Source organism: Vulcanisaeta sp. EB80 (genome assembly GCF_002078205.2).
Window position 1 is genome coordinate 1 of the sequence record NZ_LCWN02000031.1, and the last position, 22,431, is coordinate 22,431.

Annotated in this window: 24 protein-coding genes; 15 read left to right on the forward strand and 9 right to left on the reverse strand. The window is 45.1% G+C overall.

Annotated elements, in window-relative coordinates:
* Window positions 1-170 precede the first annotated feature (170 nt).
* Entirely contained in the window at window positions 171-872 is a 702-nt protein-coding gene (locus tag B7L70_RS06750; protein WP_081227113.1) for a DUF357 domain-containing protein, read from the forward strand.
* On the opposite strand, the gene B7L70_RS06755 is transcribed toward B7L70_RS06750, so the two are convergent.
* A complete protein-coding gene (locus B7L70_RS06755; protein WP_081227114.1) occupies window positions 859-1,611 on the reverse strand; it encodes a hypothetical protein in 753 nt (250 codons plus the stop codon). The genes B7L70_RS06750 and B7L70_RS06755 overlap by 14 nt on opposite strands.
* Before the next feature lie 45 nt (window positions 1,612-1,656).
* Window positions 1,657-3,126, reverse strand: coding sequence for a proline--tRNA ligase (proS, locus tag B7L70_RS06760; protein ID WP_369907341.1), 1,470 nt, complete (start codon window positions 3,124-3,126; stop codon window positions 1,657-1,659).
* An 87-nt stretch (window positions 3,127-3,213) separates the two neighbouring features.
* Here proS and B7L70_RS06765 point away from each other — a divergent pair, with 87 nt between their 5' ends.
* Window positions 3,214-3,420 carry a ferredoxin family protein gene (locus B7L70_RS06765; RefSeq protein WP_081227116.1) on the forward strand — a complete coding sequence of 69 codons (207 nt, stop codon included), beginning with the start codon at window positions 3,214-3,216 and terminating at the stop codon, window positions 3,418-3,420.
* A gap of 5 nt (window positions 3,421-3,425) precedes the next feature.
* Here B7L70_RS06765 and B7L70_RS06770 read toward each other — a convergent pair whose 3' ends face one another.
* Window positions 3,426-4,121, reverse strand: coding sequence for a hypothetical protein (locus tag B7L70_RS06770; protein WP_238376139.1), 696 nt, complete (start codon window positions 4,119-4,121; stop codon window positions 3,426-3,428).
* Between the two features lie 132 nt (window positions 4,122-4,253).
* Between B7L70_RS06770 and B7L70_RS06775 the strand changes: the two genes are divergently transcribed.
* Window positions 4,254-4,991, forward strand: coding sequence for an RIO1 family regulatory kinase/ATPase (locus B7L70_RS06775; RefSeq protein WP_081227117.1), 738 nt, complete (start codon window positions 4,254-4,256; stop codon window positions 4,989-4,991).
* Between the two features lie 263 nt (window positions 4,992-5,254).
* On the forward strand, window positions 5,255-7,009 hold the full coding sequence (locus B7L70_RS06780; protein ID WP_081227118.1) for a hypothetical protein: 1,755 nt from the start codon (window positions 5,255-5,257) through the stop codon (window positions 7,007-7,009).
* A gap of 475 nt (window positions 7,010-7,484) precedes the next feature.
* Here the strand turns inward: B7L70_RS06780 and B7L70_RS06785 are convergent, their stop codons facing one another.
* Window positions 7,485-8,006 carry a DUF1947 domain-containing protein gene (locus tag B7L70_RS06785; RefSeq protein ID WP_081227119.1) on the reverse strand — a complete coding sequence of 174 codons (522 nt, stop codon included), beginning with the start codon at window positions 8,004-8,006 and terminating at the stop codon, window positions 7,485-7,487.
* 103 nt (window positions 8,007-8,109) lie between these two features.
* On the opposite strand from B7L70_RS06785, the gene metG reads away from it, so the two are divergent.
* Window positions 8,110-8,451, forward strand: coding sequence for a methionine--tRNA ligase subunit beta (gene metG, locus B7L70_RS06790; protein WP_081227120.1), 342 nt, complete (start codon window positions 8,110-8,112; stop codon window positions 8,449-8,451).
* 42 nt (window positions 8,452-8,493) lie between these two features.
* On the forward strand, window positions 8,494-9,675 hold the full coding sequence (locus B7L70_RS06795; protein ID WP_081227121.1) for a pitrilysin family protein: 1,182 nt from the start codon (window positions 8,494-8,496) through the stop codon (window positions 9,673-9,675).
* A gap of 292 nt (window positions 9,676-9,967) precedes the next feature.
* On the opposite strand, the gene cobB is transcribed toward B7L70_RS06795, so the two are convergent.
* The 3 genes from cobB to B7L70_RS06810 all read right to left on the reverse strand — a co-directional run bounded on the left by cobB (window position 9,968) and on the right by B7L70_RS06810 (window position 11,859).
* The gene (gene cobB, locus B7L70_RS06800) at window positions 9,968-10,756 is read right to left on the reverse strand and encodes an NAD-dependent protein deacetylase (RefSeq protein ID WP_081227122.1); all 789 of its coding nucleotides are present in this window, start codon (window positions 10,754-10,756) and stop codon (window positions 9,968-9,970) included.
* Window positions 10,757-10,981: 225 nt separating this feature from the next.
* The gene (locus tag B7L70_RS06805; RefSeq protein WP_238376140.1) at window positions 10,982-11,575 is read right to left on the reverse strand and encodes a glycosyltransferase; all 594 of its coding nucleotides are present in this window, start codon (window positions 11,573-11,575) and stop codon (window positions 10,982-10,984) included.
* Window positions 11,576-11,580: 5 nt separating this feature from the next.
* Window positions 11,581-11,859, reverse strand: a complete 279-nt coding sequence (locus B7L70_RS06810; RefSeq protein ID WP_238376141.1) for a hypothetical protein — start codon at window positions 11,857-11,859, stop codon at window positions 11,581-11,583.
* Window positions 11,860-11,921: 62 nt separating this feature from the next.
* Between B7L70_RS06810 and B7L70_RS06815 the strand changes: the two genes are divergently transcribed.
* A complete protein-coding gene (locus B7L70_RS06815; protein WP_238376142.1) occupies window positions 11,922-13,676 on the forward strand; it encodes a glycoside hydrolase in 1,755 nt (584 codons plus the stop codon).
* Here B7L70_RS06815 and B7L70_RS06820 read toward each other — a convergent pair.
* On the reverse strand, window positions 13,660-14,829 hold the full coding sequence (locus B7L70_RS06820) for an amidohydrolase family protein (protein ID WP_081227125.1): 1,170 nt from the start codon (window positions 14,827-14,829) through the stop codon (window positions 13,660-13,662). The genes B7L70_RS06815 and B7L70_RS06820 overlap by 17 nt on opposite strands.
* 47 nt (window positions 14,830-14,876) lie before the next feature.
* Here B7L70_RS06820 and B7L70_RS06825 point away from each other — a divergent pair, with 47 nt between their 5' ends.
* From B7L70_RS06825 to B7L70_RS06840, 4 genes are all read left to right on the forward strand, one after another.
* On the forward strand, window positions 14,877-15,947 hold the full coding sequence (locus B7L70_RS06825) for a hypothetical protein (RefSeq protein ID WP_081227126.1): 1,071 nt from the start codon (window positions 14,877-14,879) through the stop codon (window positions 15,945-15,947).
* A 57-nt stretch (window positions 15,948-16,004) separates the two neighbouring features.
* A complete protein-coding gene (locus B7L70_RS06830) occupies window positions 16,005-17,330 on the forward strand; it encodes a VWA containing CoxE family protein (protein WP_081227127.1) in 1,326 nt (441 codons plus the stop codon).
* 119 nt (window positions 17,331-17,449) lie between these two features.
* Entirely contained in the window at window positions 17,450-17,866 is a 417-nt protein-coding gene (locus B7L70_RS06835; protein ID WP_081227128.1) for a hypothetical protein, read from the forward strand.
* 136 nt (window positions 17,867-18,002) lie between these two features.
* A complete protein-coding gene (locus B7L70_RS06840) occupies window positions 18,003-18,833 on the forward strand; it encodes an MFS transporter (protein ID WP_162009121.1) in 831 nt (276 codons plus the stop codon).
* A gap of 121 nt (window positions 18,834-18,954) precedes the next feature.
* Here the strand turns inward: B7L70_RS06840 and B7L70_RS06845 are convergent, their stop codons facing one another.
* The gene (locus tag B7L70_RS06845) at window positions 18,955-19,377 is read right to left on the reverse strand and encodes a 6-carboxytetrahydropterin synthase (protein ID WP_238376143.1); all 423 of its coding nucleotides are present in this window, start codon (window positions 19,375-19,377) and stop codon (window positions 18,955-18,957) included.
* Window positions 19,378-19,429: 52 nt separating this feature from the next.
* On the opposite strand from B7L70_RS06845, the gene cobA reads away from it, so the two are divergent.
* The 4 genes from cobA to B7L70_RS06860 all read left to right on the forward strand — a co-directional run.
* Window positions 19,430-20,188, forward strand: a complete 759-nt coding sequence (cobA, locus tag B7L70_RS06850; protein WP_081227130.1) for a uroporphyrinogen-III C-methyltransferase — start codon at window positions 19,430-19,432, stop codon at window positions 20,186-20,188.
* Between the two features lie 178 nt (window positions 20,189-20,366).
* Window positions 20,367-20,921 (forward strand): archaemetzincin family Zn-dependent metalloprotease, encoded by a 555-nt coding sequence (locus B7L70_RS06855; protein ID WP_081227131.1) that lies wholly within the window; start codon window positions 20,367-20,369, stop codon window positions 20,919-20,921.
* Window positions 20,922-21,025: 104 nt separating this feature from the next.
* Entirely contained in the window at window positions 21,026-21,178 is a 153-nt protein-coding gene (locus tag B7L70_RS13385) for a hypothetical protein (protein ID WP_162009122.1), read from the forward strand.
* A partial coding sequence (locus B7L70_RS06860) for a helicase HerA domain-containing protein (RefSeq protein WP_081227135.1) occupies window positions 21,138-22,431 on the forward strand: 1,294 nt, incomplete at its 3' end. The genes B7L70_RS13385 and B7L70_RS06860, both read left to right, overlap by 41 nt.

Here is a 22,431-nt window from a genome sequence, read left to right on the forward strand (position 1 = left end):
TACTTAGGGTATTAAGTATGATGGAGGGCGTCGAGGATACCAAGACCTTCATATCCCTCGAAATACTCAGGGAGTAAATTAACACATTTAAATACCAACTCAGGTAAAATTATTACCTCCTTAGTCAGTGAAGGGTTTATTAATGGCTAGTAATAAGGAGATCGCGAATCATGGAGACGACGAGCCCAGAGAATAGGGTTGAGGCATACATAAGGAATGTCGCCGCTGCCATCGAGCAGATAGAGAGGGAGGGCATTAAGAGCGAGGTTATTGATATCGCCAAAGCATACCTCAAGGATTCAATGTATTATCTATCGAGGGGGGATACATTCACCGCATTGGCAACAATAGCATACGCAGAGGGTCTACTCGACGCATTGAGACTTCTTGGTATGGCCAATTTCAGGTGGAGTAAGACTGATGAGCTATTGCAAAAGGCGGGCAATAAGGTCTTCGTGGCAGGTACATTCGAAATAATCCACCCAGGGCATATAGCATACCTAAGACATGCCTGGTCCCTTGGCCGCGTCATTGCGGTTGTGGCTAGGGATTCCACGGTTAGGAGGATTAAGGGTAGGGACGTTATAATACCTGAGAACCAGAGACTTGAGGTTTTGAGTAACATAGTCTATGTGCATAAGGCTAGACTTGGTTATGAGGATGATATGTTCAGGGTTGTTGAGGAGGAGAGACCAAACATAATACTTCTTGGGCCCAATCAGCCATTCAATGACGATGCAATAAGGAATGAATTAAGGAAGAGGGGCCTGGATAACGTGCAAGTGATCAGATTCAACGACTACCTCGAATGCCCACTATGTAGCACTACGAAGATACTGAGGACAATAAGCAATAGGTTTAACCAGGAATGAGCCCTCTAGTAATTTGGGTAAACTCCTCCTGGTTGAATGTGAATGAGTAATTGATGAGTGTTAGGTTTGTGCCTATCATGAAACTGCCGAGGGATTGTTGAGCTGGGTATATGTATATTGTTGCATTTGCAGGTACTCCATTGCTTAGTAGGCACATCTTGGTGACATTCACCACAATTGGTTCTTCGAAACCACCGTACTGATTGCTTGTTGGGGTTGTGGTTATCAATGCGGAGAAGCAGTACGTAGTCCTGCCATCCCAAACACCGGCACCTATGTACCTACTCTCATTAAGTATTGCCACGTAATTACTCGTAATATTAACATAAGGTACACAATGCGTAATTGCCTGAACACCCATGAACCCAAACTCCACGGCAAAGCAAAGTTCATTATTAAACTTCCAAAATGCTGCGTTGAAGCTGGAACCTAACCCATAACGCGTGAGTGATAATGTTCCGTTTATCACCGTAGCATCCATTAATGGGGTTCTGGAGATCGTTATGTAGCCGCTTACCCACGTTAACTTAATTGGTATACCTGGAATTTCGCCATTCATCGCTATGGCGGTTGGTGCGATTGTGACCTGATATGTTGCTGTGAAATTCCTACTCAGCAGCCTCTTTGCGTTTATGAGAGCTGCCGTTGGGCTGTTCTGGTTTGTTAATGCCAAATACCCCGCTGTCCCTGCGATTACAAGTACCGCAACCAGGATTGCTATGACTAATGAAGATTTCATCACGCATTAAAACAATGAGCATCTCTTAAAGGTTTTGCTTTCAATTCAATAACGCCTTGCAAGCCTAAACCAATAATTGGCTTGCTTATCATTGCAAGCTAGGTCCCTAAATCCACCGATATCCTTACCAGCATCCTCATCCAATGGTATACCCAATGCATCAGCGTCAAGTAACTGCTGTATCTTCATACCGCACTCATTATCACCACTCCACGGAACCTCAACAACACCACCCCTACTGAGCCTGTCCTTGGCTTCATCAATCGAACTTACCCTGGCAACCATGGATTTAAGGAATGACCACGCCGAATTTCTTAGGTTATTGTTAATTTCGTTCAGCACCTGCCTAACAGCCTCTACAATCTCGCTCCTTGGCGCCACGTACTTCTCCAATGTATCCCTCCTAGCCAAAACCACCTGCTTATTCTCGACATCCTTAGGACCAATCTCTATCCTGAGTGGAACACCCATCATTTCCCAATAATTGTACTTCCAACCCGGTGTCCTATCCGTCCTGCCATCAATCTCAACCCTAAAACCAGCATTGGTAATCTCATCCTTAATTGACCTAGATTCCCTGAGTACTGTTTCCTCAGTGCCCTTGTACATTATTGGCACGATTACGACCTGTATGGGAGCCACGTTTGGTGGGAGCACCAAACCCTTATCATCACCATGCACAGCTATCATAGCCGCTATAACCCTCTCGGAAATTCCGTAGCTCGTCGTGTGCACGTACTCCCAATCACCACTTGGTGTTAGGTACTTAACGTCGAAGACCTTGGCGAAGTTCGTGCCTAGGTAATGAACGGTACCTATCTGCATGGTTTTGCCGTCAGGCATTATTGTGTCAAAGGCTATGGTGTACACGGCACCGGCGAACTTATCCCACTCAGGCCTTTGGCTTATTAGGTAGGGTACGCCCAGGTAGTCGAAGATTTTCCTGTAGATCTCCACGGCCTCCCTAACCTGCCTCTCCGCATCCTCCCTATTGGCATGGGCTGTGTGGGCCTCCTTAAACATAGATATCTCCCTAAGCCTAATCATGGGCCTGGTGGCCTTTGTCTCGGCCCTAAACACACTAACGATTTGGTAAACCCTGAATGGCAGGTCCGTGTGGTCCTTAATCCAGAGCTTGAACATGGGCATTATCGCGGTTTCGCTAGTTGGTCTCAACACAAGTCTCTCCTCACCAACACCACCCTTACTGACCCAGAAGACCTCATTCTCAAAGCCCCTGATGTGTTCACTCTCCTTCGCCAGGAATTCGTAGGGTATGAACACTGGAAAGAGAACTTCCTGGTGGCTAGTCTCGTCGTGCACAGCCCTGATGTATGATTCAACGAGCCTCCGGACCTTCATGCCATAGGGTCTCCAGACATAGGCGCCCTTAACGGGGTACCTATAATCATAAAGTCCAGTCTCCATTATAACCCAGTTGAACCAGTCAATAAAGTCCCTCCATTTCTCCCTAGGTCTCTGCTCGCCCGCCTTGATGAGTTGTAACGTGGCAATAGAAACCCCCAAGACCGGGTTATGCGGGTGTCTTAAAAGCATTATGCCAACAAAAAACCATTTAAGGACAAAACATGCATTAAGTGCGTGGCAGTGGTAATAAGGGTGAGGGTTTTGGATAACTGTGTTGGGTGCGGCATATGCTGGACAATATGCCCAAAGGGGGTCTTAACAGGTAAATTGAGGGATAAGGCTTACGTAATAAACGAGCCCGCATGCTCAGGATGTTACTCATGCCAGGATAACTGCCCATACTCCGCAATAATGATAACACCAATGATAACGAGTAAATGAAGCAATCAAAGGTCTAGGGAGTGAATAAACGAGAGATAATCCCTGTCATTAATAAGTCTCAATAATGCCTCCGTTAAGTCCCTACTAAGCACCACGTAATCACCCACATACCTCACAACATGCTCAATAACACCCATTAAATACTCCCTGCTTAGGATACCCAGTGCAATCAGTTCAAGCAATTCGATTGGTGTTGGTACTAAAGGTCCTAGTGCCACGACATCTCTGAATCCGTGGGTTTTCTCGAAAAACCTTAACACGGCGTAATCATCAATAATAACCACGTAATCATCCGGTACCCTAACCACCTCAATAGAACTAAACGGTGCTAACCAATCGTTGAGGTCGACCTTAGCGCCAAGCCTGTACCTGAGCACTAACCTCGCTATTTCAATACTAGTATCAATGGATCTCCTTAACCTATCCATATCATAATAACAATCAAAATAGGCAAATGGGTACTCAACCATAGCCTCCCTAAAGAATTCTGGAATCCAACCCCACAACCTAACGAAGGCCTCACCAACAACCTCCCTAAGCATTTCAACAGCATTTCCTGGGTTAGCCACAGCGATGCTGCAGAACTCCTTAGGTAGCGGTAACGCCACTTTACCGAATCGTTTAATGAACATAGGTAATGCATTCCTTAATAGTGAGAGTGAGGACTCTGTTCGTGGAATGAATATCACTAACTGCATCATAATCCTAGTGGTTAAGGGGTGAAATAAAAAATCAGCACCGGATTCCTCATCAAGACTGTCAGAGGCCTGTCGGCATCATCAACATATTACTATAGGGTTAAGTACCTTAAAAATAATTCACCCCAACTAGAGATGGTGGATGGAGTTTATGAACCATTGCTCAGGATATGCCGATACATCAATTGCCCAGAGGGTTACCTAGGGCTCGTTATCGATGACCTAAGGCAATTGGGCGTTGATGAGTTGATTAGTGACGGTGGTGTTGAGTTCATGGGCGTTAAATTGCTGGGTAAGGGTCAGAATAGTTTCGTATTTAAATGTAGGATTAATAATGAATACTACGCCTGTAAGGTTAGGAGACCCGATTCACCGAGACCTAGTCTCATAAACGAGGGCCGATACTTAAGGCTCGCGAACTCCGTAGGCGTTGGCCCACGCCTAATTGGTTACATGGGCAATGCCATAGTGATGGAGTTAATAAATGGATCTTCTCTACAACACTACGCAGAACATGCAGACCCTAATGAATTGAGGGGTGCTGTTCGTGACCTACTTTGGCACTGCCGCAGACTTGATGCGATAGGGCTTGCCCATAATGAATTAAATAGACCTCAGGAGCACATTATGATCTCCCAGGGTAGGGTTTACATAATAGATTTCGAGAGTGCAAGTATGAATAGTAGGGCTAGTAATGTTTCCCAATTACTTAACGCACTCATTATGAGTAAAGGATCATTTCAGGGGAGAGTTCGATCAATGCTTGGTATTCATGTACGCCCTGAGCAAATACGTGCTAGTATTAGGGAGTATAAAGTAGTGAGGAGTGACGATGCGTTCCTGAAAATCCTAGAGTTACTTGGACTTAAGTAATTCCTGAGACAGGTTCCACAGTTTATCGATGCCATAAACAACCAGGAATAGTCAATCCGACCTAAGGTTTGTGATGTACATAGGCCTATCAACGTTAGTGCAGAACTCCTGGGCATGAAAGATTGCCCTTTCTCCAATCATTCAAGTGATTCATCAAAGCAAGCCCAACGTGAGGGAGATGTTGAGTCATTTCAACCCGGCTCGGCTCACTTTTTATGAACAGCTGGAGTTAAAAAAAGTCCTGCATAATGGGCAATCCCTGTATGTGGTCTGGGTCTAGGCTTGTTTGGGTTGTTTCGTTAATCGCCGCAGCTGTTTTAATCGCAACAATAGCCTCAGTACTGCCCTTAACCCATGTAAACAATAAGCCAGTAACGCAGAGAAGGGCTGGTTTTAGTGCACCAACGCCTATTGGCTCACCAATCGGCTTACTAATAAACACAAGCCTAAACACGCCAATCTACGTAATCGGACCGCAAACACTGACCCAAAGGCTTGTTAGTGTTGGTGTACCACAATCACTAATCAAGCCCATCGGCTTAAACCAACTGCCTTCCTTGCCTAGCAACAGCATTGCCATTATTGATTGGTCCGTGATTAAGCCCTACATAGCCTACAGCACTATAGGTAAAAACATCACGCTGAACCTGACAAGCCCAGCCGTTGGGTTGCTGGCAAACCTATTCGCAAAGGGTGACCTGGTCATGGTAAACGTGAGTAGGTCCGAGGCGCCCGTTGCCGAACTACTCCTCTCCTACACAATGGCGAGGGGGGCAAACGTAGTTGTTTACGGACCCAATGGTGCACACTTCTACCTAGTCCCAATGCTTGAGATGCCAATAAACAGCAAATACGTACTGATTGGAGCAACCGCAATAAGGACACCGTACGGAATAGCCGTGCTAATAGGGCCGGTCAGCCTCGAGGGATTGCCGAACCTACTCAGGAGCTGGCTAGCATCAATAGAGGCGGCTAGGGGATTAATCAAACTACCAACAACAAACCAAGACCCAACGAATTGGGATCCGTGTTATGTAGCCTATGCCGATTTATTAAATGGCCCAAGTGGTTCTGGTGGTGTGTATGGTAATAGTTATCTCATCTTGATATGGGCTCCAGGGGTCATGGAGAGTGAGACCACCACTCCCGTGGTTGCGAATTCCGTCGGTATTGAGGCTGTTCAGGACAACTTTGGCGACGTGTTCTTCTACGACTCATGCATATTAATTGAGAATACAACAGGCTTACTCAGCATATACACCCCGCCGGCAATACCTGTCCAGTTAGTGGGTGATGTTGCTTACTTCATGACCCCGGAGGGTGGGAATTCGAGAATTATTTTCAGTGGATACCCAATACCTGGCCCTGGAGCCCTATATCAACTAATTGGTGGTTTCGATACCTATAAAAGCTACGAAGCCTATAAAAAGGGCTTATCGAGTGTTTTCATCGTCACACCAACAACCTCAAATTATAAACCAACACCGCAAGGCACGTCGAGTAGTCTCTCGTTTGGTTTTGAGATTGGTTATCCAGCTTTCGCCGCAGTTTACGTATCCTTCACCATACCCAGTGGCAGTGGTGCGTCTGAGTCCATAGGTGTGTCGGAGTCCCCCCAAGCCTCCGCATACAATCTATACGAGATTAATTATACGTGGTACTTCAATTACTATGGCCCCTATGAGATATCAAATAATGTAACCTTCATAGACGGCTTCACCGTAGGGCCAGAGCTTAGTGCCCAAATAGCAATACCAAACTACTCACCAAGTAATACCTACTGGTTATACCTACCGTTCAACGCAGAGGTACAGACCTACTGCTGGAGTGCTTGGGCGAACATGGCTTGGGTTGTGGGCTTTACCCCATTGAGTAATTACATACTGGTTAGCCCCAGTGATGTGAGCTTCTATTTCAATAATTTATCGAATGCACCCAGCGGATCGTGGATAAGCGGCTACACAATCTATAATGACACCCTCGGATGCAAATACGTAAGCCTAAGTGCTCCATCGTAAGCTTAAGTAGGCCATGATGGGTTAAAGTTAATCAATATAAATTTAAAATCAACACTGTTTCTGTTTCTTTCAGCCTCATCATCCTCCTCAACCACTCATCACAGCCCTTTTAAACAAGGCCTTGATTAATCGACGACCTCGATTAGGGAGTACGTTGCCGACTCGACCGCGAATGGGACTTGGCCTAAACCCGTAGACCAACGATGGGTTGACCCTCACGGCGAATCAACCCAACACACGCCCCAACCACTCCCGACACCTTGAGGAACAAAGCCAACACACGTAGTGCGTGGGTTCATCGTGGTAAAGAGACTGAGGGAGCGGTTACCAACCAAGCACAGAGTGGCGATGCTAACCGTGTATGCAATATTAATGATAACAGATACAACCACAACAAGCACCTAATAACACAATAGAAACCCGTTCAAATCCGGACACCCAACTCACCAATAGCATTGCTCAACCCATCCTAGAATTACTTGGACTTAAGCAATTCTTGAGATAAATGCCATAGACGATCCCCTAAATGATGTATGACCTTCACGACCTTACCCTTGGTAATACTCCTCATCTCGCTTGCGGACACTAACGAGACTCCAATGGCTATGTACCTACCCTTCAAATCCCTTATCAGGACAACATCACCATTACCAAAATCCCCATTGATCTCCTTAATCCCAGGCCTCATTACGTCAGCGCCATTTACAATGTGCGGTACTGCGCCGTCATCCACAGTTATGGTTGGGTAATTAAGTGTATACGTGGGGCTTAGGTAGAAGTACGTGAGTAGTGGTATCACGTACTCCCTCTGCTCTGAGTCTGCCTTTATTGATAATTTGGCAACCAACGGCTTATTATCTACTATGTAGATGGTTGTTTGCTCATTTAATTCATAAACCTCAACCTTATCGGCATTCCTAAATATGACCCCCAGCTCACCAACGGCATTGCTCAACTCCTTCACATCCTTATTGCTAAGGAAGTATCTCTTAACCACGTATTTATTCAATTAATAACTCACTAATAAGTATTTACATTGTTAGCACTTGATGCACTGGTGCAATAACAATACTTAATAAGCAGAGTTGTTTATTACTACCGTGTCTTCCGCCGAAATAATAACCAGGGCGGAATTCGAAAAGGTAGTACTCAAGGTCGGCAAGGTAATACATGCAGAGAGGGTTGAGGGTTCAAGAAAACTCCTCAGGCTCATAATAGATATTGGCGATGAGAGGAGGCAGGTGATCACAGGGCTTGCGGAATTCTATAAACCAGAGGACTTGGTTAATAAGTATGTGGTTGTTGTCGCCAACCTGGAGAGCAGGAAGATTTTTGGTTATGAGAGCCAGGGAATGATACTCGCCACATGCGATGAGAAAAACCCAACAATAGTCACAATAGACAAGCCACAGGACGAACAAATAGGCAAAAGGGTTTGCTAACGATTCTGCTTTTAAAGGATAGCTGCCTTTAAAAATACGGTAATGAGTCGATACATAACCCTAGACAACGGGCTTAGACTAATCATAGACAGGAGGGACTTACCAACGGTGGGCGTTGCACTGGGTGTTGGTATTGGCTCAATATACGAGGACCCAGGTAAAAGAGGGATCTCGCATTTAACCGAGCACATAATATATAGGAGCTACCCAAACATAGACCTTGAGATAGAGGGCTTGGGAGGCGTCTCGGATGCGTATACCGAGAGGACGCTGACTATGTATACGTTCGAGGTAATACCGAGCGAATTAAGAAACCTACTCAGGCTAATTCACAAAATGTTCGGCAATAAAAGGGTGAGCAGGGGGGACCTAGAGAGGGAAAGGCAGGTTGTGTTGTCTGAATTGAGGATGAGGAATGATGACCCAGGCACCCTAATATACGACCTTGGACCTAGGGCACTTTTCGGCGATAGCGACTATGGGGACCCCATCATAGGCACTGAGGAAAGCATATCATCCATAGATACCAGGGATATAGAGGATTTCCTGGAATCATACTACACACCTGACAACATGGTCGTCAGTATTGTGGGACCCATAGACATACCGATTGATGAGGTGGCGAAGATGTTCAACGGATGGTCAGGCGTATCAAAGCGCAGAAAGGAGCCAACCATGGATAAGGGTAGCTCCATGATCGTGAATAGGCACACCGACTCGGCATACTTATCGTACTCCTGGTACGTAATGTTGGGTAGTAAAGATCCGTACCTATTAATGGCTAGGTCATCCTTATTGGAATTCCACCTAATCAATGGATTAAGTTCATACCTAATATCGAGATTCAGGAATAGGGGCTTAACATACGCAATAGACATGGATAGGGACTACCTACCCGGAGTATACTACTATCAAATACTAATATCTGCAGTTAACACGGACATGATCGATAAATTAAAGGAAGAACTAAGTGCAGCACTTCTAAACGTTAGTAATATTTTTACTGATGAGCACTATTTAAATAAGCGATTCAATTACTTCAAATACCTAATCAATGATTATTTAAGGAGACCGGCCCAAATCGCTGAATCCACAACATACATGGAACTAAAGATAGGCGTGCATGACGTTGAGAGCTTCAATAAGATGCTCGAGAATCACTTCAAGGATGATCCAAGTGACCTATTGAGTAATGGCGTGTGGTCTATGATCCTGCCCTCATAATATCACAAGAATATTAGTGTATTACCTTAACATGTATACGTATACTTTACGTATACATGCATACAGATATACGGTCTAAGATCGTATTATTAGAATATTACTTAATCATTTATATACTAATGAGCCTGAAGTAAAGTCTCTGTTCGAGGCTGCTAATATAGGCAGGGATACTATGGTCTAGCAGGTAATCAAGTTAATCCCTTGTTAATAAGTAGGGTGAAGAATTAAGCAGTAATATAATTTAATTTTCACGTAAAGGATTTGAATGAACCCCATAATGCATTTACTTTGGTTACTGCGTCACCGTGGTTCCCTGCTTTCTCATTTCAATTATTTTTTCGAGGAGCTTCTCCATCGCGTCACCCGCCTTACACCTTATGTTTACGTCAGCTATGTAATCCAATTCCGTGGGTTCCATATTTATTATTATCACCTTACCACCCATCTCCTTAACAAAGAGCGGTATATAGGCTGCAGGATACACGGTTAATGAAGAACCAACAACAAGCACGGCATCACTTATCATGGCTAACTCCCTGGCTCTGTCAAAGTCCTTAACGGGTTCACCAAACAATACTGTGTCAGGTTTGAGCACACCACCACACTCATCACATAGGGGTGGTACCTGGCCACTATCTATCTTCCTGGTAACAACATCCATAGGATATGCACGACCACAGGCAATGCACACGGCTCTCCTCATTGTTCCATGGAGCTCAATAACATTTTTGGACCCGGCGGCCTGGTGTAGCCCATCCACGTTTTGTGTAATCACAGCCTTTATCACCCCCATGCTCTCCAGTTCAGCTAATGCGCGGTGCGCCCTGTTTGGCTTGGCTGTGAAGAGAGTGCTCATCCTCATTCTATAGAATAACCAGAACTCCTTCGGGTGTTGTAGGAAGTAATCTATCGTGGCTATCTCGGGACTGTATTGTTTCCACAAACCCTGAGGTCCCCTGAAGTCTGGAATACCTGATTCAGTGGATATGCCAGCGCCTGTGAATGCTATTGCGTGCCTAGCGTTCACCAATATGTTGGCCGCCTCCTCAATATCCCTAACATCACAACCCGCCTCACCCATGCAAAGCCATAGAATATAACCAGAGCTAATTTTAAGCATTTACGGCAGTTTTAATCCACGATCATTCCATAACTCATGGCTGGATTAAATTATGGCTGATTGAACGAAGATTGGACACCGACAAGGCGAAAATACTTAATACTTTATTTATTGTAGGTTATAAGGTGAATGATGATCTGACGACGGCCTGACCTCCTGATGAGCGCGTTGGTGCCTGATCGTGAATTATGGCATTGCTTTGTTTGCGTTGTGGGTTGTGTTGTCGTATATCTTCTCAATATCCTCTATGGATCTGGTCTCGACGGCTTCTATCCCGTAGTCCCTCCGGAGTGAATCGAGCGCCTGCTTATTGTGGGCTATGACATATAGTGCTGAGGAGAAGGCATGTTTTTCCCAGTCCATTATTGATAGGTTGAGTAGGTTCATGCTACCTCCTGAGCGCATGGGTTCTGTTGTGTACACGCTGGCTAGGTATGGCACCCTGAGCCTTTGTGACAGTACCCTGGCTATTACGCTGGCTATCCAGTCGTGAGAGTGTATTAGGTGTATGTCCCTGGGCACCACGTACGGTATCCTGGACAGGACCTCAACAAGTAGGAAGTGCATGTATGCGACAACGTCACTAAACCACCTATCACTAACCGTGTGTACGTACACATTACCATCTATGTAATTGCCCTCAAAACCAGCTGGGTGTATTAAGTATATTTCGTATTTACTGGATAACCTAATTACCAAATCCCTTACTTGGAATGCCAATGACCCAACTACCCTATGTGGTGGGTATTCCGTGCTTATGTGGAGTACCCTAATCACCACAACAGTTAGCAGTAGATACTGCTTAATTTAATTATCGCCGTTGTCGTTAAGTGCACAGAATCATTTATGGTATTTACATAACCAAGAACCCTTAGTTTATCAATGAGGCTCCGAACCTCCTCAATACGTAAGCCAGCAATCCGAGCCAGGTCCTCAATCCTAACAGCCCTCTCCCTATCAATAGCCGCTAATGAGTGAAGAACCTGCATTATGCTCCTAATCTTCGACTCATAACCAGGCTCCACAAAGTCTAAATATTTTACTTCCAAGTTAATAAACTTCACCCTACCACCCTATAATTAAATGTTGAAAAGCACTTATAAAATCATTATTAATTCGTAAAGCAGTGATTGAGGTAACAACGGATAAGGTATTGTATGAGCCAGGGGAGGATATTGAGGTTAACATTAAGATAGATGGTTTAGTGAGTAGTGAGAGTGTTGATTTCGTGGTAATAAAGGATTCCAGGGAAATCATTAGGCGCGCACTTCAGGCAGTGCCCCCTGAATTTAATTTTATCGATTACATAAAACTAGGCGATACTGGATTCTACGAGGTTGTGGTTAAGTGCTGCGGCGATGAAAGTAGGGTGCCAATAATGATTACCGAAAGGTCGGAATCACCGATTAGGCTTATTATCGCGTTTCACAATCACCAACCAATACATAAATACCCAAGTGGTCATTACCATGGGCTCTGGGCGTTCTACCATACCTGGTCGCAGGAGTTGCAGCCTATATATGATGTTGGGCCTTACCTGTTACATGCTAGGTTAGTCGATAAGTACAGGGTTTCAATTACATATAACCTAAGTCCAAGCCTACTGTGGCAGTGGGATGATGCGTTGAAGAACGGTATTCTTATTGAGGGTGAAGATTACATCGGTTATGTGAGTCCTCGGGATCCTAGGATGGAGTTAATTAGGGAGGCTCGGGACACATACTCAAGGCTTGCCAAGGATGGTGTCATAGAGGTTTTGACGAGCTTCATAGCGCACCCAATAGCTGGTTACCTAATCGAGAAGTACGGTGTTGACGAGTTGTTAAGGTGGGAGCTAGAGGTTGGTAAGAAGGTGACTAAGGAGGTTCTTGGCGTTGATGCTGTTGGTATGTGGCTACCTGAGCTTTATTTTTCCGAGAGGCTGAAAGATATGTTGTGTAACGAGGGCATCAAGTACATAGTACTCGATGGTGTCTACCACTTAGGCGAGAGCATCAAGGACAAGGGCTCATTATTTAAATTGTACAAACACGACTGCCTTACAATACTATTCAGAGACACGGCACTTAGTGATTTATTAAGCTTTCAATTAAACAAGGCAGGTAACGCACGCGAGGCAGACGTGAATGCCAGGAGGTTAATAATTGAGATAGCAATGAGGAGCTCCTACGCTAAAGGTGGTGTGGTAACCATAGCGCTGGATGGCGAGAATTGGATGGTTCTTCCGCGACCGAATCCCTACGCAGCCCTACTCCTCGAGAAAATACTCCTCTACCTATCTAGGGCTGGTGTTGATGGTTACATAATACCGATAAGGCCATCCGTAATTATTAATGAGACTCAGGAGGAGATTAGGGAATTGCCGACGACATCCTGGTTGGGCTCACCGAGTAAATGGGTTAGTGAGAGGGCTGAGGTTCAATCGAGGCTTTGGTCGATGGCGCAGTTAGCCATTAATAAGTGGAGGATCTACGAGGAAGTTTTCGGCGAGGACTATGATTTAAGGATGTCTCTGGCGATGACTCTCGATAGCGATTATTACTGGGCTGAATTCGTGAATGCGGAGCATGTCGGTTCGTGGGTATTCAATACCGTGAAAATCGTAAATGAGGCATTGTCGGCGTTGACATTGAGGATTATTGAGTATGATAGGCAGGTGGAGATCATCATAGGTAATAGGTGGATTAAGGATGCAAGCCTAGTAATTAATGTGGAGTCTCCAGAAACAAACCTGGAGCATAATGTTAAAGTTCCAAGCAGTTCGTCAGAATCCCTTAAGCTAGATCGCACCAATAACATGAGCATCTCAATATTAACACCAAGGACTAAGGTTCCCATAATGAAGACCATAAGGATCCTCGGCATTAATGCACAACCTTAGTAACCTCCGACCCATCTATCAAATATGTGATATCCCCTGTAGACAATCGCGTGAGTAGGTAATCATGGACATGGTCGATATCAACCTCTCCATAGGCCACACCCACAGCCACACCCCTCATGGGTAGCCCCTCCCTCATTATATAGCCAAAACCCCAGGACCAAGCCCACGAGGTAACCATCTTAAGTAAATTCACGGGCTTCAGCTCAGGGCTCCTTGCTACGGTGTACCTTAGTAAGCGTAGTTCATCCCATGGGTTCGGTTCTATTAAGGCGACGTTGTCTGTACCAACCATGGGTCTTAATTCATTCCTTAACATGGCGGTTATGTTTGGTAATTTATTGACAAGCTCAATATTAGATCTAGGGCATATTGCCGTTGGAATTTTTGGCAACTTAGATACTTCATCCGCATTTAATTGGGTCAGGTGAACGAAGAGGGAATTTCCCGTAACAAGAGTACTCAACGCTCTATCCAAATCACCGTCAGCATGCGTATCCTCTGTTTCGGAAACATGGGTACTAATTAATAAACCACGTGAACCAGCTAACCTAGACGCAAGCCTCAACTCTGCCGTTGAGTAATTAAGTGGTGAAATAAGCGATATGCCGAATCCATTATCCACGAAGTACCTAACCTCCTCCTCAAAGGTCTCATCCACGTCCTCCTCCTCATCCGGCTTAACATACACCCTAAAAGCGCTGGGCTCAGCAAGTGGGATTACGCATAATCCAACCCTTTTGGCCTCCTCAATAACCATGTTTGTGAAGTATTTGCCGTACTCTATGATCGTTAACAAACACCCAACTCCGTAACTCCTGATCCTACGAAACACAAGGGATAACCCAGCCCTTAGGGACTCAGGCTTGGCTCTACGTAGGTAGTAGTACTTAAGGCCGTAGGGAGCGCCTACCAAATCGTCAATATAGTACTTATTGTATAACCCAATTAGGAAGTAATCAAGTACGTGTATGTGGGCGTTTGTTAATTGGGGCATTAAGACAGTGTTACCAAGGTCAATGACGTTTGCGTATCCAGGTACCTTACCTATGCCTGTTATCTCACCGTCAGAGATGTCAATAACGGCATTATCGATGGCGTTTAAGTCTTGATCCACGAGTGCAATCGACGACTTAATGCTCAACCTACGCATTCATTAAGTCATTCATTTAAATTCTAATAAGTAATACTCAAAATACGATGAGGATCGCAATTGCTGGTCTAAACCCGGGTAGTGCCATGTATGCGTATTACATGGCTAAGGATGGGCATGAAGTAACGGTGTACACGGAATTACAGGGTGATGTGGTTTTTGCAGATCTAATGCCCCACGCCCTGCTTGGCATTGTGAATAGGGAATCAATAAAATTATTTACCAGGAAGTACCTCGAGGACATATTGGGTATGCATATCATAAACACAAGCCTTAAGTCGCTCATTATTAATGGGAACAAGGTCGTTGATCAAGCACGTGGAGTCTATGATCACTACGATAAAGTCGTGGTTGGCTCCGAGGTTGTGCTTGGGAGCTCGGGTAATTGCCTAAGTATATATAGTGATGAGCTCAAACTAGGTAAGTACGCGATCACCGGTAAAGACATTGGCAAGAACCTGGAGGCATCATTATTAGTATCGGAAATTGGGGGTTCTGTCAACCTAAACGTTCCATTGGCTATTGATGGTGATATTGCTAAGTCGCTGCCGATTAATAGAGTTGAAACATACAATGAGTGCATCAATACTGATTACAAAATCATAAACCCCATAATTAGTGAGGGATTCACCGGCGAGCTTGTTGGTAGGGGTTTCACAATGAGAGATTCATTAAGCGGGCTTGATTATATTGTTAATAGGGATTACCAATTGGTGATTATGGGTAAGTTAATGGCATTGAGGGATTTGGGTGTAATTAACTCGGTGCCAACCATGCCCCGTCTTGAGGTTGGGTTTTCGAGGAATTACTCCTTCCTATCAATTGGGTTGACCAGGGATGAGCTGGGCTTGGTATTTAGGGATCTATCATCATCAAGGATTGCGTATCATGGGGATGATGGCGAGATCACAGGCAAGGTTCTACATAGAGGTAATAGATTGTTGAGTTTGCAATTGATTATGAGGGGCATTAAGATATACAATTGGTTTTATCATATATACTCCCTAATAATGCTCAATTCCACAGCATACCTAATAATTGATATGGGTTACGAAAGGTTGTTCGGCACGTTAAGGGGTTTGATCGAACAGTTGATTCTAGATACATATAATATATAGATACCCAAGCTATGCAGTAAATAAGTTTTATTAAGGACTCCACACATTAATTCAATAGTGCCTGGTGTCTTAGCCAATGTGGATTACGAGGAACCGCTCACAAAATATAGGGTAAGGGAGGTTCTTATAGAGGCGCGTAGGCACTCAATAGGTTATATAGATAAGATGAAGCAGGAGGTTCTCGCGGACTCCTTCTACGTGCATTATAGGCAGCCTATACTAAGGATGCCCATTGATAATGAGGATATGGAGACGTCATTATGGAGGTTCGTGGTATCCACGTACGTAAGGAGCGAAACCTACAACGATGTGGCTAGGATAACGAGACTCAATGGTAGGTTATCTAGAATTATGGCGCTCAAGCTTCTCAAGGTCTACAATAGCATATTGAGTAAGATGGATAGGAACGAGGCATTTAGGCAAATGGTTGAGTCAGCAATGGACCAGAGAGACTCTACCTCGAGGGAGAGTAGGGCGAACCTTGAGCGGGAGGTAAAATCCCTAATAAACTTCTACGTAGGCAACATGAAGAAGGTTGGGGATACCGTGAACAGGGTTAGGATGCTGTTTGGGGAGTCCGTGGGTCATGAGATAGCTGATATACTATTAAGTACGGATATAGACCCATACAGGTTAAGGTTGATCTCAATGCTCAATTCCCTAATTAGACTTATCGTAGACGCCAAATACGTGGTCGACACCGTCAGCGACGTAGATGCGGAACGCGTCGGTGTGGTGGGTGGCGTAAAGAGAATGACAAAGGCCTCGGAATTAAGGGATATGATGCCGAGCGAGAGATTACTCATGAAATTCGCAAAACCCGTGTTTGCATATAAGTTGGCCATGGGTAACGTACTTGTTAGGGAGAGGAAGGCCGTCAGGAAGCCTAAGATATACATGTTAATCGATAAAAGTGGCTCGATGTTCTACACGGTCAACGTAAACATATTCGAGGTTGGGGCGATAAGCAAGATAACGTGGGCTACAGCATTGGCGGTGATACTCGCAATGAAGGGAGGCAACCTAGCGGTAAGGTTCTTTGACCAACAGGTATACCCAATCTTGACGAATAAGAAGGACATAGTTAGGATGCTCCTGTCATTAATACCCCTAGGTGGGACAGACATAACAAATGCCGTAAGGGCGGCGATACAGGACGCGGCAGATAAGGCGTCCCTAAGGAATTATAAACTCGTGATAATAACGGATGGGGAAGATGATAATGTAGATCCATCAGTATTCAACAAGGCAAAGACGGTATTTAGATCGGTCAAGGTAATACTCGTTGGCGGAGAAAACAGCGTTATCGAGAACAGTACCGATACAATAAAAATACAGGAGCTAAGCAGCGAAAGCTTAACGCATGTGATAAAGAAAATCTAAAACTTAACAATAATTGAAGAAGGGATGGAGAATTATCTCTAGAATAATTATGAACCCCTGCGACTTCAAGGTTCCAGGAAGGCTTTTAAGGGGAGGAAAATCCATCCGGAGGCGTTCTTATGAATAAGGCGATTTACCTTATATTCCTAGCCAAGAGTATAAGAACATTCATGTTTGGGGTCATTAGTATATTAATTCCAATCTATCTTGCAAGCCTTAACTACCCCGTGTTCTACGTGACCTTGGGCATATTCTTCGTCGTACTTGGCAATGTAGTATTCAACTTACTACCAGCTTTATATGAAAGTTTAATTGGAAGGAAAAACTTCCTAATTATGTATAGCCTACTCATGATGGTAGCTGGAATAATTTTACTCCTTTCAAGTAACCTCGTATTAATATCAATAGCCCTCTTCATAGGGAATATAAGTGTAACCGGAACCGAGACAGGCCCATTTCAATCAGTGGAGGTTGGGGTTATCCCAAAACTCGTTAAAAATCCAGGTAGGGTGCTTGGGGTGTTTCGGTTTTCATGATTATTCGTGGGGTTTATTACCATTGGTGGTGAAGTGATGGTTTATTAACCCTAACCTCAACATCCCTAGTTGTACCCCTGGGTTTCCGAGAGCCGTAGGGCTGGGAACCGCGGGCGACCGTTGGGGAGCCACTACGGTGAGGGGCTCGGGGAGACCGTCGAGAAGAAGACGGCGGAAAACCGCCGCCTCCGGAGAGACGGTGTATAACCTGCTTGGTTATTCATTTTCATCTTTGGGCGCATTATCACTATCGTTACTCCCACACTTAATTACCAACAACGTCACCATAGCCAAGCTCATCTATACGCTTTACATAATTACATCGATCCTTCTCGCCGCAATCTACAAAAAGATTGTGAATATAGAGGTGAGCAGTAACAAGGTGAACGCTAGCTTAGTGAATGTGTTCTTAAATAGTGATGTTAGGAATCTTTCAATACTATTTGCAGTCGACGCCTTTGGTGGTAGCTTGATAACCCAGTCGTTACTGGCGCTTTGGTTTTACCTCAGATACCACGTGTCCGAGGCTTACCTAGGCATCATATTCAGCGTATCTAGCATCATAACCGCTATCTCGTTGATCATAGCACCGTTAATTGCGGAGAGAATTGGTAATCTACGCACCATGGTCTTCACGCACATGGTATCCAACGTATTTCTAATCCTCATACCACTCATGAACTCCCTACAGTGGAGTGTTGCGTTCCTGCTCCTGAGGCAGAGTTTTTCCCAAATGGATGTACCCACCAGGCAAGCATTCATCTCACAAATCTTCAGCGATGAGGAGAGGGTGAAGGTGTACGCCATAACGAACATATTTAGGAATATTAGCAGCCTACCAGGACCGACACTGGTCGGCCTAGTATTTTCGCTTAAACTACTCTACCTACCATTCCTAATTAGCGGAACACTGAAACTAGGTTATGATAATACCATTTACCAAATATACAAAAACAGGGCCAGATGAATGTTAATTATTACTAAACACAAGCCCCAGGAGGATAACTTGCGCATGCGTTATAAGTTGCGATGACCATTGCCTTAATGGGCTTAGTGGCTTTTTAGATTAAATTATGAGAAACACCACCTTAGGAATGCGATGTGGCTTCGAAGCAATTAATTGGTGAGTCGCAAACCACAACCTGGATTTCGGGCACATCATTGATACCCAACCTATTCAGTGCGTTACGTACGTAATCCACCAGGTACCAGGCAAGGCATTCACCCGTAACACCCTCGGGTATGCAAGGAATTTCAACGTACTCATTCGGAGTAATACCTTGAACACCCTCCCTAGTTGACTTTAGGTATTTACCATCAAAGGCATGCACAATTCCCTGCATCTCACGCCTAACCCTATCAATATCAAGCACCAAATCCCTCCTTCCATTAACGCATAATCTAACCGTGACTTCGTAATTGTGGCCGTGAACGCCACTGTATATATCGCTGAACCTAACCCTGTGGGCACTTGAAAATACAAATTTCATTGAGAGGCATGTTGTCTCCACGTGGGTAAATGCAAGGTAGGTCTAAAAATGCATTACCTAACTTAAGTTGGGTATGGTTGGTAGGGTAATAATCGCCGGAGCAGGTCCTGGCGATGAGGGCTTACTGACGCTTAGGTGCGTTGAGACTATTAGGAATGCCGATGTCATAATATACGATAGGTTAATACCAAAGGCGGCGTTGAAGTATGCACGGGACAACACCGAGCTAGTATTTGCAGGTAAGGAGCCTGGTAAGCACGCGATGGAGGAGGATGAGATAATAAGGCTAATGATTGAGAGGGCGCGTGGCGATAAGGTGGTGCTCAGGCTACATGGTGGCGACCCATTCCTCTTTGGCAGAGGCTTTGAGGAGTGCATAGCCGTGCTAAGTGTGGGTATACCCTGCGAGGTCATTCCAGGCGTTACATCAGCAACAGCCGTACCCGAGTCCTTCCTAATACCCCCAGTTCTCCGCGGAGTCTCCAGTTCGGTAGCCATAGTCACGGGAACAGAGGACCCGAGCAAGGGCAAGTCATTCGTGAACTTTCAAAAACTGGCTGGTGCTGTGAACACCATCGTGATTCTCATGGGCGCATCAAGAATAGGGGAGATAGCTCGCGAATTAATTAAAGGCGGTCTAGATCCAAGCACCCCGGTCGCCATATTGACCAGGGCCTTTATGGAGGGTAGTAAGGTTACGATAACTACGATAAGCAACATAGCCACAAATAAGGTATCCGCTGAAAACCCATCGGTAATAGTGATAGGCGACGTAGTTACCCAGGGCCTCAGGGCCATGAGGTTGGCTAATATGAAGTACGAGAAGTTGTAAAAGTAAATTTATTTAACGCAACAAGCCAATGCTTATCGTTGCAGGCTAGGGGCGATGTTACTGGCGAGTTGATGGTCTGTGATGAGGCATGAGCGTACCTGAATACATGAGGATCATGCCCGCACTGAGACCGTAATAATTTAATAACCACAACAATAACCTATCCATCAGGTAATCAATGATTAAGGTATTAATACTAACCGAGGTGGACCTACCTAGCGACTTCCCCAAGTGGGTTGAGCATTACCTAGAGGGTATGGTTAACGTCCAAGTTAGGAAGACGGACTTTGAAGGGTTAAAATCGCAATTCAGAGACGCCAGGAGAGGGCAGGTTAGGGCCGACGAACTACTTGATTACCTAGAACCTAGGGTTGGGGATTATGAGGACTTTGACAGGATCGTGTTGATAATGGATGATGATGGGTATGTTAGGGGTTTAAACTTCGTGTTTGGCGTAACCAAAATAGAAGGAAACCTAGTCCTTATATTCACAAAGAGATTACTTGGACCCCAGGATATTTACTACCAGAGGATATTGAAGGAGGTGCTTCACGAACTCGGTCACACATTCGGTCTCGAGCATTGCAGCGATCCAAGGTGCGTCATGTACTTCAGCAACACGGTTGAGGATACGGATAATAAGGGACCAGCCTTCTGCCAGAGATGCAGTGAAAAACTAAGTAGGAGGCTCAGGCTTGGTAAAATAATGCATCAAAAATTCTCACAAGCCTAGTATTACAATGCAACTTCCTATTATTTTCATGGGAGCACTAATCTAGGTGCAGCGTCTAATTCTCGAACCGCATTGATTAAATAATGTATAACATAACTTAACACATGAGGCGCTGGTTCGCGATACTGCTGCATGGTGGCGATAGTAAATGGAGAGTTCGTAGAACGGTTATGCACAGCGTCGATTATGGCAATGGCGACCATGAGGTGATCGTGGATGTCGAATTTGAGCTCGAGCTTAGTGAAGATAGGCAATAGGTTGCTGGTTGGTCTACGGGTTAGGAAGCCGATCGATGCCTGGGACCTCATCCAATCAATACGTGGGGTTAGGTTGACGGTGATAAGCGACGAGGTTGGGTTCGTGATCCTCCATACGCCATACCACGCACCACTATTCACGAACCTACATAGGGAGAGAATAAGGCAGGTGTTGAACGCCTGGCAGGACTACCTGGAACCAATACCCACGGGTGCGGCGTTGAACATCCTCGACAGCGCCTCGACACAATTCACGAGAATAAACGCTGCACATGAAATACCACAGGTTGGGGTTGGTATTGCGAAGATAATAACAATATGCGGTTTAGGCGATGCAATATCGTACTCGTTGTTCCTGAGAGGGTCGGGTAATTCACATGGTGACGTACTGTCATGTAGTGACAAAGCCCCACTTACATCACTTAGGAGAAGTGTTAATGTTCAACTTAAGCCAGCACCACGGCCCGGCTCCATGATAATGACCAGGTACTACCCAGTAGACATAGACATGGGTAAGCACCTAGTAATACTTGGCGCCACAGGGTCTGGAAAGACGACGTTGGCAAGGAAAATAGTGAGCACGGCACTTACCAGGAATCTCTTTAGTAAGATCGTGATCTTCGACATGACCGGTGAATACTCATTGTTCTTTGCGGGGCGTGGTTACGTGGCCATACCTGGCATAGACATTGCAGCCAACCCCCTAACCCTACCTAAGCACAGGGCCAGTGAATTACTAGCCTCAGCTATCCAGGCAGCTTCGTACATGTATAATGAGGATAATGAGGGCTTCACATTCATACAACTGGAGATTCTGGAGAGGGCCCTTGAGAGGTTGAGAGACACTGATATGCAAAGCCTCTATCGCGCATTGGATGAGCTTGGTCAGGAGTTTAGGAGGAATGATTATCTCAACGCCGTAGCTGCCGTGAGGAGGAGGATTAGGAGATTGATGGTTAGAGCCCTCATGAGAAACGCAATGAGCAGCGATGCCCTTGGATCTAGATTATTGATTATAAACATGGCACCCCTCTATTACCTATCCCAGGTGGCTAGTGTAACCTTCATACTAACCTTCCTGGAGCTCATGAGGGGTAGGCTCAATAATGCACTGATAGTTATTGACGAGGCCCACAGGGTTCTCAATAGGTATGTTGTTGGTGAGACGATAATCGAGAAGTTGATTAGGGAGGGTAGGCATGATAAGGCGTTACTCACCTTAATAACCCAAAACCCGTTGGACCTTAAGCATA